General features: G+C 69.6%; 13 protein-coding genes. 8 read left to right on the top strand and 5 right to left on the bottom strand.

Features of this window, described 5'->3' with window-relative positions; translation table 11 throughout:
* Positions 1 to 45: 45 nt before the first annotated feature.
* On the bottom strand, positions 46 to 900 hold the full coding sequence (locus OV427_RS28985) for a hypothetical protein (RefSeq protein WP_267859433.1): 855 nt from the start codon (positions 898 to 900) through the stop codon (positions 46 to 48).
* A 186-nt stretch (positions 901 to 1,086) separates the two neighbouring features.
* Between OV427_RS28985 and OV427_RS28990 the strand changes: the two genes are divergently transcribed.
* Together OV427_RS28990 and OV427_RS28995 are read left to right on the top strand one after the other, a co-directional pair.
* A complete protein-coding gene (locus OV427_RS28990; RefSeq protein ID WP_267863495.1) occupies positions 1,087 to 2,385 on the top strand; it encodes a TIGR04013 family B12-binding domain/radical SAM domain-containing protein in 1,299 nt (432 codons plus the stop codon).
* A 53-nt stretch (positions 2,386 to 2,438) separates the two neighbouring features.
* On the top strand, positions 2,439 to 2,777 hold the full coding sequence (locus OV427_RS28995; RefSeq protein ID WP_267859434.1) for a hypothetical protein: 339 nt from the start codon (positions 2,439 to 2,441) through the stop codon (positions 2,775 to 2,777).
* Between the two features lie 90 nt (positions 2,778 to 2,867).
* Here OV427_RS28995 and OV427_RS29000 read toward each other — a convergent pair whose 3' ends face one another.
* The 3 genes from OV427_RS29000 to aceB form a co-directional block, all read right to left on the bottom strand.
* Complete coding sequence (locus tag OV427_RS29000; protein WP_267859435.1) at positions 2,868 to 3,284, bottom strand: hypothetical protein; 417 nt, start codon at positions 3,282 to 3,284, stop codon at positions 2,868 to 2,870.
* Between the two features lie 181 nt (positions 3,285 to 3,465).
* Entirely contained in the window at positions 3,466 to 4,752 is a 1,287-nt protein-coding gene (gene aceA, locus OV427_RS29005; RefSeq protein WP_267859436.1) for an isocitrate lyase, read from the bottom strand.
* A 48-nt stretch (positions 4,753 to 4,800) separates the two neighbouring features.
* A complete protein-coding gene (gene aceB / locus OV427_RS29010) occupies positions 4,801 to 6,426 on the bottom strand; it encodes a malate synthase A (RefSeq protein WP_267859437.1) in 1,626 nt (541 codons plus the stop codon).
* A gap of 282 nt (positions 6,427 to 6,708) precedes the next feature.
* Between aceB and OV427_RS29015 the strand changes: the two genes are divergently transcribed.
* The 3 genes from OV427_RS29015 to OV427_RS29025 all read left to right on the top strand — a co-directional run bounded on the left by OV427_RS29015 (position 6,709) and on the right by OV427_RS29025 (position 8,647).
* Entirely contained in the window at positions 6,709 to 7,059 is a 351-nt protein-coding gene (locus OV427_RS29015; protein ID WP_267859438.1) for a PspC domain-containing protein, read from the top strand.
* A gap of 98 nt (positions 7,060 to 7,157) precedes the next feature.
* A complete protein-coding gene (locus OV427_RS29020) occupies positions 7,158 to 8,303 on the top strand; it encodes a cytochrome P450 (RefSeq protein WP_267859439.1) in 1,146 nt (381 codons plus the stop codon).
* Positions 8,300 to 8,647 carry an antibiotic biosynthesis monooxygenase family protein gene (locus OV427_RS29025; RefSeq protein WP_267859440.1) on the top strand — a complete coding sequence of 116 codons (348 nt, stop codon included), beginning with the start codon at positions 8,300 to 8,302 and terminating at the stop codon, positions 8,645 to 8,647. Before OV427_RS29020 ends, OV427_RS29025 begins: the two co-directional genes overlap by 4 nt.
* Before the next feature lie 3 nt (positions 8,648 to 8,650).
* Here the strand turns inward: OV427_RS29025 and OV427_RS29030 are convergent, their stop codons facing one another.
* Positions 8,651 to 9,139, bottom strand: coding sequence for an MOSC domain-containing protein (locus OV427_RS29030; RefSeq protein ID WP_267859441.1), 489 nt, complete (start codon positions 9,137 to 9,139; stop codon positions 8,651 to 8,653).
* Between the two features lie 90 nt (positions 9,140 to 9,229).
* Between OV427_RS29030 and fumC the strand changes: the two genes are divergently transcribed.
* The 3 genes from fumC (at position 9,230) to OV427_RS29045 (ending at position 12,116) form a co-directional block, all read left to right on the top strand.
* Positions 9,230 to 10,630: a class II fumarate hydratase gene (gene fumC / locus OV427_RS29035; protein ID WP_267859442.1), complete on the top strand. Its 1,401-nt coding sequence runs from the start codon at positions 9,230 to 9,232 to the stop codon at positions 10,628 to 10,630.
* A 194-nt stretch (positions 10,631 to 10,824) separates the two neighbouring features.
* Positions 10,825 to 11,430: an ATP-dependent Clp endopeptidase proteolytic subunit ClpP gene (gene clpP, locus OV427_RS29040; RefSeq protein WP_164002197.1), complete on the top strand. Its 606-nt coding sequence runs from the start codon at positions 10,825 to 10,827 to the stop codon at positions 11,428 to 11,430.
* A gap of 260 nt (positions 11,431 to 11,690) precedes the next feature.
* The gene (locus OV427_RS29045; protein ID WP_267859443.1) at positions 11,691 to 12,116 is read left to right on the top strand and encodes a hypothetical protein; all 426 of its coding nucleotides are present in this window, start codon (positions 11,691 to 11,693) and stop codon (positions 12,114 to 12,116) included.

Here is a 12,116-nt window from a genome sequence, read left to right on the forward strand (position 1 = left end):
CGACTCAGGCCCCTCGGGACGGGGGCCCTTCAAGCTCCGTCCAGACTACGGGCAGACGTCGCGGATGCATTCGATGGGCTCCCAGCAGTCCGGGCGGCAGTTGAATCGCGTTTCCCCAGTCCCGCAGAAGCCGTCGCCGCAGTAGCCGGAGTTGCCGCAGTCGGACCAGCAGGAGGAGGTGTTCTCATGGTACGGGTTGCAGTAGCCGTCACCGCAGCTCCCCCAGCAGTCCTGGCCGCAGCTGTACACCGTCTCGCTGCCGTTGCACACGCCGTCGCCGCAGACCGCGGGCGGGGGGCCGCAGTCGGCCGCGCAGTTGTAGGCCGACTCGTGGGCGGGGTTGCAGTAGGCGTCTCCGCACCAGCCCGGGCAATCCCCGCCGCAGGAGTACATCGTCTCGCTGCCGTTGCACGTGCCGTCGCCGCAGTACGCGCCGTAGGGGCCGCAGTCCGCCGTGCAGCTGTAGATGGATTCGCCTCCGTTGCAGGCGCCGTCGCCGCAGGCGGTGCCGCAGTCGTAGTAGCAGGTGACCGTGGTTTCACCCTCCCACGAGCGGCAGGCGCCGTCGCCGCAGTAGCCACTGGAGGGGGCGCAGTCGGAGGGACAGCTGTACTGGGTTTCCCCGGCATAGCTGTCACAGTAGCCGTCGCCACAGTAATAAGGCTCACAGGGCGGGCAGATGTACGCGCCCGTCACCTCGCTCTTCGTCGCGGGGCGGCCCTGCGCCTTCTGGGCGGCCGCCTGGCCCGCCATGGCCGCTATCGCGCACGGCTGACAATCATACTGCTGCCCCTCCGTGACCTGCGTTTCGTCCGAGGACGGCTCCATGTCCACGGGACCACATGCGGCCAGGGCCGCGACGTACACACCTGCAAGGACAACCACGAGACGGCTCTTCATGCGGGGGACCTCCTGCGGGATGTGAGGCCGCGCATCACTAACATTTTCTAGAGGTCTGAGAGCAATAAGACAGACGTAATTGAATTGAATACATACACGTATTGGGGAATCCCCGTAGGAATGAGGCCTTTTGCCGGGGTGCCGCGCGCCCCAGTTGCGCGAGCCTGTGGCATCATGCCCATCCGCATGGAGTCCCACCGCCGCGTCGCACTCGTCCTCAGCTACCAGTACCCCGGCAAGTACGCCTTCACCGTGCTGGCCGGCGCCGTGGAGTCGGACCCGGCGCTCGCGGGCGTGTCGCTCCACTTCCCACGGGACCGCGAGACGCTGCTGGCCACCGTGCGCGAGCGCGCCGACGCGGGTGACACCGTGGTGGCCGCGTGGTCCTTCTACTCGGCCAGCTTCGGCCCTTCGGTGGAGGAGCTCGCCTGGGTGCGCGAGCGGCTCGACGGGCGCGACGTGCTCTGCATCGCCGGCGGCGTCCACGCCACCGCCGAGCCCCTTCAAACCCTGCAGGCCGGCTTCGACATCATCGCCGTGGGCGAGGGCGAGCACTCCCTGCGCGAGCTGCTCGGCCGCGTGCAGCGGGGCGAGGACCCTCGCGCCACGCACGGTGTCGCGTACCTCAAGGACGGCAAGCTGGTGCAGAACGGCCGGGGCGAGGGCGTGTTGCTCGACGACTTCCCGCCCTTCGCCGCGCGCAATGCCATGTACGGCGCCATCGAGATTACGCGCGGCTGCATCTACGCCTGCCGCTTCTGCCAGACGCCCTTCATGAGCAAGGCGCGCTTCCGCCACCGCTCCGTGGCCAACGTGGCGCACTGGGCGCGCGAGCTGCGGCGCTCGGGCCGGCGCGACATCCGCTTCATCACCCCCACGTCCATGTCCTACGGCACCGCGGACGAGTCCGTGAATCTGGCCGCCGTGGAAGCCCTGCTCGCCGCCGTGCGCGAGGCCATGGCTCCGGACGGGCGCATCTACTACGGCACCTTCCCCTCCGAGGTCCGCCCCGAGCACGTCACCCCCGAGGCGCTCGCGCTCCTCAAGCGCTACGTGCACAACGACAACCTCATCATCGGCGGGCAGTCCGGCTCCGAGCGCATCCTCCAGAGCACCCGCCGTGGCCACGACGTGGAGACGGTGGTCCGCGCCACCCGGCTCGCGGTGGAGGGCGGCTTCGTCCCCAATGTCGACTTCATCCTCGGCCTGCCCGGAGAGGAGCGCTCAGACGTGGATGCCACCGTGGCCCTCATGGAGCAGCTCGCCGCGCTGGGCGCCCGCGTGCACGGGCACACCTTCATGCCGCTGCCCGGCACGCCCTTCCGGGACGCCGCCGCCGGTCGCGTGGACGAGGAGACGCAGCGCAAGTTGGATCGGCTGGCCTCGCAGGGGCGGCTGTACGGCCACTGGAAGCAGCAGGCCGTGCTCGCGGAGGGCATCGTCTCCCGCCGCAAGCCCCGCGCCCGCCTGACCCCTTCGTCCTGACGCCGCCACTTCTCCGGGCCCGCGCCACCCGGGGCGTTTAGGATGGAGGCGCGATGTCTTCCGACCAGGCTCCTCCCTATTGGGTCCTCATCTCCGTCCTGTTCAGCTCCCAGCCGCTGAGCCCCGCGCTGGCGATGACGCTGCACCAGGCCGCCTACGAGCTGCACCAGCGCGGTGACGGGATGAAGGAGGTGGCTGGAGACATGCTGAGCGGCCGCGTCATCAACCTGCGCAAGGACGTGGCCCTGGGCGGCATCTCCGGCCCGGCCTTCGAGGCGGAAATCGACACCGAGCGCGGCTCCGGCGTCGTGCGCTTCGTCCTCACGCGGCAGGGGCTGGAGATGATGAAACAACAGCCCGCCGAGCCGCCCCGGCCGAAGTACCTCAACTAGGCCAGCGGGGGCCCGTCAGGCGGGCTGCTCCCTCAAGCGCAGCGCGGGCATTCCCCTGGACCCGGCGAAGCAGAAGGACCCCGAGGAAGCTCAGGTGTCGAGGCTGATCTTGTTCTTGTTGCCCATGTGGATGATGGAGTTGCCCAGCGTCGCGGCGGAGAGCGCGGCCAGGTCCATCAGGGCCTGCTCCTGCTTCGCCTGCTCCGAACCCGGCGCGGCGGTGCCACCCTGTGCCTGTCCCGGGGTGCCCTCCTGGGTGACGGGCCCGCGGCCCACGGCCGAGAGGTAGGAGTTCATCAGCCCGCTGTGCGGCGCGCTGCCCACCGACGCCAGCGCCGAGGCCACCACCGCGCCACCGGACGTCATCAGCGGGTCGCCCGGACGGTTGGCCGGTGCCGCCGCGGCGCCCTGGAGGAGCGAGCCGAAGCCCGTGCGGGAAGCGCCGCTGCTGGCCGGGGTGGTGGGCTGCTGCACCCGGGGACCCGTGAAGGAGTTGATGCGGTTCATGGCGGCTCCGTCGCGGCCCGGATGACGCGCACCTCGCGCGCTTCAGGCCTCTGATCCGCATTATCGCCGGAACCGGCCGGAAGTTGCGTCCCCCCGAAAAAGCCCGAAGGCCGCGGACTTACGGGCGCACTGCCCGTCCGTCCACGGCCCTGGGTGAAGCTTCAGGACTTGCGGCGCGCGACTAGAACTGGTGCGCCTCGGTCGACTCGTGCAGGGCGAGCGTGCTGGCGTTGCCGCCGGAGATGACCTCGGCCACCTGGTCGAAGTAGCCGGTGCCCACCTCGCGCTGGTGGCGCGTGGCGGTGTAGCCGTCCTTCTCGGCGGAGAACTCGGCCTGCTGCAGCTCGCTGTAGGCCGCCATGCCGCGGTCCTTGTACTTCCGGGCCAGCTCGTACATCGCGAAGTTCAGCGCGTGGAAGCCGGCCAGGGTGACGAACTGGAACTTGTAGCCCATGGCGCCCAGCTCACGCTGGAACTTGGCAATGGTCGCGTCGTCCAGGTTCTTCTTCCAGTTGAAGGACGGCGAGCAGTTGTAGGCCAGCAGCTTGTTCGGGTACTTCGCGCGGATGCTCTCGGCGAACTTCTTCGCCTGAGCCAGGTCCGGGGTGCTCGTCTCGCACCACACCAGGTCCGCGTACGGCGCGTAGGCCAGGCCGCGCGCAATGGCGCAGTCCAGGCCGCCGTTGAGGCGGTAGAAGCCCTCGGCGGTGCGGCCGCCCTTCTTGTCGATGAAGGCGTGGTCGTACTCGTCCGCGTCGCTCATCAAGAGCTTGGCGCTGTCCGCGTCCGTGCGGGCGACGACGAGCGTGGGCACGCCCATGACGTCCGCCGCCAGGCGCGCCGCCGTCAGGGTGCGGATGAAGTGGCTGGTGGGCACCAGCACCTTGCCGCCCATGTGGCCGCACTTCTTCTCGCTGGCCAGCTGGTCCTCGAAGTGGACGCCCGCGGCGCCCGCCTCAATCATGCTCTTCATCAGCTCGAAGGCGTTGAGCGGGCCGCCGAAGCCGGCCTCCGCGTCCGCGATGATGGGCGCGAACCAATAGCGGTCATTGCGCCCTTCCGCGTGGTCAATCTGGTCCGCGCGGCGCAGCGAGTTGTTGATCTTCTTCACCACGGCGGGGACGGAGTCCACCGGGTAGAGGCTCTGGTCCGGGTACATCTGCCCGGCCGAGTTGGCGTCCGCCGCCACCTGCCAGCCGGAGAGATAGATGGCCTTCAGGCCGGCGCGGACCATCTGCACCGCCTGGTTGCCCGTGAGCGAGCCCAGCGCGTTGATGTAGTCCTCGGTGTGGAGCAGCTCCCAGAGCTTCTTCGCACCCATCTCCGCCAGCGTGTAGCTGACGGTGATGGAGCCGCGCAGCTTCTCGACGTCCTTCTGGGTGTAGTTGCGGGTGATGCCCTCGAAGCGCTGAGCGTGGAGCTTGGCGTGAGGGGAAGCTTCGGTGGTCGTCGGCGTGGCGTCGTACATCGCAGGCTCCTCGCTACAGTTGAAGTGGTTGAAAAATGTGCTGCGGGTTCAGACCTGCGCGTCCAGGGCCTCGTAGGCCGGCAGGGTGAGGAAGTCCTCGAAGGCGGGTGCGGTGGACAGCTGCTCGAAGAGGGCGCGGGCGCGCTCCAGGTGGGCGGCGCCGTAGCGCTCCTTCGCGCCCTCCTGGTCGATGCGGGCCATCTCCTCGCCGAGCAGGGTGCGGAACAGCGCTCCCGTCACCTTGCGGCCGTCGTCCAGCGAGGCGCCGTGGTGAATCCACTGCCACACCTGGGCGCGGGAGATTTCCGCGGTGGCCGCGTCCTCCATCAGGTTGTAGAGCGGCACGCAGCCCAGGCCGCCCAGCCACGCGGCGGTGTACTGGATGCCGACGCGGATGTTGTGGCGCAGGCCGTCCTCGGTGCGCGTGCCGGACGGCACCTTGAGCAGCTCCGCCTCGCCGATGCGCACGTCCTCGCGCTTGTTGGCGATTTGATTCGCGCCCTTCATGTGCGCGTCGAAGATGTCCTTCGCCACCGGGACGAGGCCGGGGTGGGCCACCCACGTGCCGTCGTGGCCGTTCTTCACCTCGCGCAGCTTGTCGGTGCGGACCTTCTCCATCACCGCCTCGTTGGCGGCCGCGTCCCCCTTGATGGGGATGAAGGCCGCCATGCCGCCCATGGCGTGCACGTTGCGGCGGTGGCAGGTCTGGATGAGCAGCTGCGAGTAGGCGTTGAGGAACGCCTTGTCCATGGTGACCTGGCCGCGGTCGGGCAGGACGACGCCGGTGTCCGACTGGAGCGTCTTGATGAAGCTGAAGATGTAGTCCCAGCGGCCGCAGTTGAGGCCGGCGGAGTGCTCGCGCAGCTCGTAGAGGATTTCGTCCATCTCGAACGCGGCGGGCAGCGTCTCGATGAGGACGGTGGCCTTGATGGTGCCGCGCGGGATGTCGAGCTCCGACTGGGCCAGGTGGAACACGTCGTTCCACAGCCGGGCCTCCAGGTGGCTCTGCATCTTCGGCAGGTAGAAATACGGGCCGGTGCCGCGTGCGAGCTGCTCGCGGGCGTTGTGGAAGAAGAAGAGGGCGAAGTCGAAGAGCGAGCCGGAGATGGGCTTGCCGTCGATTTCCACGTGGCGCTCGGGCAGATGCCAGCCGCGGGGGCGCACGAAGAGGACGGCCGTCTTCGGGTGGAGGGCGTAGTGCTTGCCGCCCTCGGCGGTGAAGTCGATGGTGCGGCGGACGGCGTCGCGCAGGTTGAACTGCCCGCGCACCACGTTGTCCCAGGTGGGGCTGTTGGCGTCCTCGAAGTCCGCCATGAAGACATTGGCGCCCGAGTTGAGCGCGTTGATGATCATCTTCCGGTCCACCGGGCCGGTGATTTCCACGCGGCGGTCCTGGAGGTCCGCGGGCAGGGGCGCCACCGTCCAGTTGCCCTCACGGATGGCTTTCGTCTCCGCCAGGAAGTGGGGCCGCTCGCCCTTGCGCCACGCCTGCTGCACCACCTTGCGGCGCTCCAGCAGGGCCTCACGGCGCTCCCCGAAGGTCCGCACCAGCTTCGCGACGAACTCCATCGCCTGGGGGGTGAGCACCTCGGCGTAGTCGGGGTGCCACGGACCCTTCACCACCACCCCCGCGCCGAAGGACGGGGTCTTGTTCGAAGGGGTTGCCGCGCTCATCCGGACTCCTTGGCCTGATGCGTTGTAAATCGCTCCGACGGTTCCGAAAATGGATCCTCAGAGTGAGGAATGGAAGTGTTGGTGAAGTTGTGCCTGCTTGCCTGTAATCCTGTCAACAGGTAGCCGATTAAATCTGTAAATCAACAAACGGGCAGCGCTGGGGTGCTGGTGACCCACCTGCGGCGAGGAGGTGCCGGGCGGGCGCAATCGGAAGCGCCGACTTCCGTAGGTAGGGACGAGGGCTGCTGACGCCAAGGGCGGCCCGTCAGGGAGTGACACACCATGGACGCCATGAAGCGCTGCACGGCCTGTGTGGAGGAGATGAGGGTGGAGGCCACGAAGTGCCCGCACTGCGGGACGCGGACGGAGCCGATGCACCGCGGGGTCGAGGGACGGACGCTGTCCGGCGTGTGCGGAGCGCTGGCGCGTCAGTTCAACCTGGACCCGGCGTTGGTGCGCGTGGCCTTCCTCGTCTCGCTCCTGATGTCCTTCGGGACGACGATGCTCGTGTACCTGCTGCTCTGGGCCTTCACGCCTTCGTCCGCGCTGGGCAAGGCCCCCTTGCAGAGCACCGTGGACTGGCTCGGCAACCTGGGGAACTCCGACGAGCCGCGCGTCGAGACGCGCGTGTAGTTGGCTCCATCCTTCGGCCGGGGCCGAAACGTCGGCCCGGGCCGCGCCCGTAGAACCTCCTCACCGCCGGAAGCTGCCGGCGGTGGGAGGAGCCCTGGATGTCGTTCCCGAAAGACGCGCTCGCCGCGCCGACGCACCCGGACCCGTATTCCTTCTACGCGGACCTCGTCGCGCGCAGGCCCTTCTCCTGGGATGAGCCGTCGCGGATGTGGATTGCGTCGAGCGCCCGAGCGGTGGGCGCCGTCCTCACGCATCCCGCCTGCCGTGTTCGTCCCGCAACAGAGCCGGTGCCGCGAGCGCTCGGTCCCGGGGCCGCGGCGGTGTTCGGGCACCTGGTCCGAATGAGCGACGGCCCTGCCCATTGTCCGATGAAGCAGGCCGTGTCCTCCTTCCTCGGTGGCTTCGGGGAGCGGCAGGTGCGGGAGGAGGCGCGGCGGCGGACGCGCCTGCTCGGGGGGCCCGAGCGGCTGCACATGCTTCCATTCCAATTGCCGGTGTCCGTGATGGGGCGCCTGCTCGGGCTCTCCGAGGACGTGCTCCCCCAGGTTGCCGCATGGACGGGGGACTTCGTCCGCGCCCTTGCTCCGGGGGCGGACGTGGAGCGGCTCGAAGCGGGCGAGCGGGCCGCACGCGGGTTGCTGGAGGTATTCCGCGTCGCGCTCGCTTCGGACGTCGCGGGGCCGCTGGCCCTCTTCGCCCGAGGGGCCGAGCGCTTCGGAGCCCAGGGGCGGGAAGTGCTGCTGGCCAACGCCATCGGGTTGCTGTCGCAGACGCATGACGCGACGGCGGGGCTGCTGGGCAACACGGTCCTCGCGCTGCTCGGGCAGCCGTCCCTGCGCGAGCGCCTCGAGCACCTGCCCCACATCCTGGACGAGGTGCTCCGGCATGACGCGCCCGTGCAGAACACGCGGCGCTTCCTCGCGGAGGACGCCGTCATCGAAGGGCAGCGCCTGTCCGCGGGCGACACCGTCCTCGTCGTCCTGGCCGCCGCCAACAGAGACCCTGCCCTCAATGAGGACCCGCACCGGTTCGACGTCGACAGGAGGGCGCGGCGCTCCTTCACCTTCGGCGCGGGCGTGCACGCCTGCCCCGGTGAGGCGCTGGTGAAGTGGATGGCCCGGGGCGCCCTCGAGGAGTTGCTCACGGACGACTCCGGACTCCTTCGCGTCGCCGCGCGCGGCGTGTCCTACGTGCCCTCGGTAAATGGGCGCATCCCCCTCTTCTCCCGCGAGGCCCGCTCATGATTGCCGTCATCTTCGAGGTGCGTCCCCATGCCGATGGCCGGCAGGAGTACCTGGACCTCGCGGCTGGGCTGCGGCCGCTGCTCGAAGGGGTGGACGGGTTCGTCTCCATCGAGCGCTTCCAGAGTCTGACGGACCCGGGGAAGCTCCTCTCGCTGTCGTTCTGGCGCGACGAGCAGGCCGTGGAGGCGTGGCGCCGGCTGGAGCCGCACCGGGCCGCGCAGGCGAAGGGCCGGGCCTCCGTCTTCGAGGACTACCGCCTCCGCGTCGCCGGCGTGCTCCGGGACTACGGCCTGTCCGAGCGGGCGCAGGCCCCCTCCGACAGCCGGGGTTTCCATCGCGGTTGAGGCTCAGGGCAGCTTCGGGCGGATGATGCGCGGCGCGTCCGGGTTGACGTCCAGGAGCCGCACGGCGTCGCCCTCGCGCACCGTGCCGCCCCGCAGCACCTTCGCGAGCTGACCGCGCCGGCCCCAGCTCTCCTTCAGGAGTCCGGGGCGCAGGGCGTCCAGCTTCCAGCACGGCACGCACGGCTCCGTCAGCTCCACCCGCACCTCGTCCCCCAGGGCCAGCCGCTGGCCCGGGGGCAGGGTGTCCAGCGGCAGCCCCTCCACCAGCACGTTCTCCTTCAGCGCGCCCACCGGGACGTCCAGCGCCGTGCGCGAGGCGTCGTCCAGCAGCAGCACCTGGCGCTTGTGCCCGAGCGCGCGCTGGGAGTGGCGGTCTCCCTCCAGGCCCCGTCCCTCGACGGCCCGGGCTTCGGGGACGCGGAGCATGGGCGTGCCCCGCGCCTGGGCGAGCAGGAGGGCTCGGATGGTTCCGCTTGCGGTGGGAGTGCTCACGGTACAACGGTAATCACGCCAGGGCGGCGGCTGCGAGGTCCGGCCTGTTATGCCCTGGCGCCCCGTCTTCACCTTCCGAGGAGTCCCCACGTGAGCACGAAGAACGCCCGCATCGAGAAGGACACCTTCGGCCCCATCGAGGTGCCCGCCGAGCACCTCTGGGGCGCCCAGACGCAGCGCAGCCTCCAGAACTTCGCCATCTCCACCGAGCGCATGCCCCCCGCGCTCATCCGCGCGCTCGTCCTGGTGAAGAAGGCCGCCGCGCTGGTCAACATGGAGAACGGCAGCCTGCCGCGCGAGAAGGGCGACGCCATCGTCAAGGCCGCCGACGAAGTCCTCGCCGGCAGGCATGACGGCGAGTTCCCCCTGAGCATCTGGCAGACGGGCAGCGGCACCCAGACGAACATGAACGCCAACGAGGTGCTGGCCAACCGCGCCTCGGAGTTGCTCGGCGGCGAGCGCGGTGAGGCGCGCAAGGTCCACCCCAACGACGACGTCAACAAGGGGCAGAGCTCCAACGACGTCTTCCCCACCGCGATGAGCGTGGCCGCCGCCACCGCCATCGTCGCGCAGGTCCTCCCCGAGCTGCACGCCCTCCGGGACGTGCTCGCGGAGAAGTCCCGCGCCTTCAAGGACATCGTCAAGATTGGCCGCACCCACCTCCAGGACGCGACGCCCCTCACGCTGGGCCAGGAGCTGAGCGGCTACGTGGCGCAGTTGGACCATGCGCGCGGGCACCTCGAGATGGCCCTGCCGCACCTGTACGAACTGGCCCTGGGCGGCACCGCCGTGGGCACCGGCCTCAACGCGCCGAAGGGCTACGCCGAGCGCGTCGCGAAGGAGATTGCCCGCCTCACCGGTCACCCCTTCGTCACCGCGCCCAACAAGTTCGAGGCGCTCGCCGGCAATGACGCCCTCGTCCACGCGCACGGCGCCCTCAAGGGCCTGGCCGCCTCGCTCTTCAAGGTCGCCAACGACGTGCGCTGGCTGTCCTCCGGGCCGCGCTCCGGCCTGGGCGAAATCACCATTCCGGAGAACGAGCCGGGCAGCTCCATCATGCCCGGCAAGGTGAACCCCACGCAGAGCGAGGCGCTCACCATGCTGTGCGCCCAGGTCATGGGCAACGACGTCGCCGTCTCCGTTGGCGGCGCGTCCGGCAACTTCGAGCTGAACGTCTTCAAGCCCCTCATCATCCACAACGTCCTGCAGAGCTGCCGGCTGCTGGCGGACGGCATGCGCAGCTTCCGCCTCCACTGCGCCGTGGGCATCGAGCCCAACATGCCGCGCATCCGGGAGAACCTGGAGCGCAGCCTGATGCTCGTCACCGCGCTCAATCCGCACATCGGCTACGACAACGCCGCGAAGATTGCCAAGAAGGCCCACAAGGAGGGCAAGACGCTCAAGGAGGTCGCCGTCGAGCTGGGCCTGCTCACCTCCGAGCAGTTCGACCAGTGGGTCCGCCCGGAGGCCATGACGGGCCAGAAGGACTGACGCCCCCGGGCCGTGTGCGAGAAGGTGAGCCGGGCGCTCCGTGCCGCCCGGCATCCGGACTCGCAGGGCAGGGGAGCGGCCGGGAGGGCGTCCCGCGCGGCCCACACCCCGGCGGGCCCGAAGCGTGGGCCAGCGCACGCTCCAGGCAGAAGGGACGGGCGCTCGGGAACGAGGGGGATTAGGGTACTGGGGCCATGAACGTCCCCTTCGTCATTGAGACCACGCACCGCGGCGAGCGGGCGTACGACCTCTACAGCCGGCTCCTCAAGGACCGCATCATCATGCTGGGCACGCCCGTCAACGACGACGTGGCCAACATCATCGTGGCCCAGCTCCTGTTCCTGGAGTCCGAGGACCCCGACAAGGGCATCAACCTCTACATCAACTCGCCCGGTGGCTCGGTGACGGCCGGCCTCGCCATCTACGACACCATGCAGTACGTGAAGTGTCCGGTGTCCACCATCTGCGTCGGGCAGGCCGCCTCCATGGGCGCGCTGCTGCTGCTGGCCGGCGCCAAGGGCAAGCGCTACGCGCTCCCCAACAGCCGCATCATGATTCACCAGCCGCTGGGCGGCGCGCAGGGCCAGGCCACGGACATCGACATCCAGGCCAAGGAAATCCTCCGCCTGCGCAGCTACATCAACGGCCTCATCGTGAAGCACACGGGCCACACCATCGAGCGCATCGAGAAGGACACCGAGCGCGACTACTTCATGAGCGCCGAGGATGCCCGGCAGTACGGCCTCATCGACGAGGTGGTGGAGAAGCAGCGCATCATCTCCCCCACCGCCGGGAAGTAGTCCCTGGCGACGCCTCCGCCCGCTCCGGCGAGCGGGCGGCCTGATGGACCGGGAGCGCTCCAGGCGAGAGGGTGCCGACCGCTTCCGGCCGTACGTATCTTCTGACGCGTGGCCGTGCGCTTCCGGGTCCGGCGCCTGGAATTCCCGCCGGCCGCTGGCGCAGGCTCCGCGCTGGTGGCCCTGGCAGGCGCAGGTTCTGCGCGACGTCTCCGCACGCTCCCTTGGCTGCGCATGGCATGGCGCATGCTCAAGCTTCAGGCATGCCCCCACGTCGCCTCCTACTCGCCTTCGGCTCCCTCGTGCCCGCCTTCATGGCCGGGCTCGCCTGCGCCACGTCGCCCACCGGCAGGCCGCCCGAGCCTCCCTCGGCATATCCCATCCAGCTGGAGCTCGGGCAGCGGGACGTCATCCAGGCGGGGGAGGAATACGCCCGGAACAACAGCTTCCTGTTGGCCGAGGCCGACCGCGACGCGGTGGAGCTGCGCCCCAACTACTGGCGCATCCGCTTCGCGCTGGCGGACAAGCCCGGACGCGGACTGGAATTGGAGTTCGACGAGCTGGCACGCCAGGTGACGCGCGTGCAGGAAATCGAAATCATTCCGGGCGAGCTTCCCAGGCCGGCCGAGGGCGGGAGCGGGCTCGGCGTGCCCGGCGCGAGCCAGGGCCGAGGGGTGCCGCCTCCCTGA

The organism is Pyxidicoccus sp. MSG2, from assembly GCF_026626705.1.
Classification (GTDB): Bacteria; Myxococcota; Myxococcia; order Myxococcales; family Myxococcaceae; genus Myxococcus.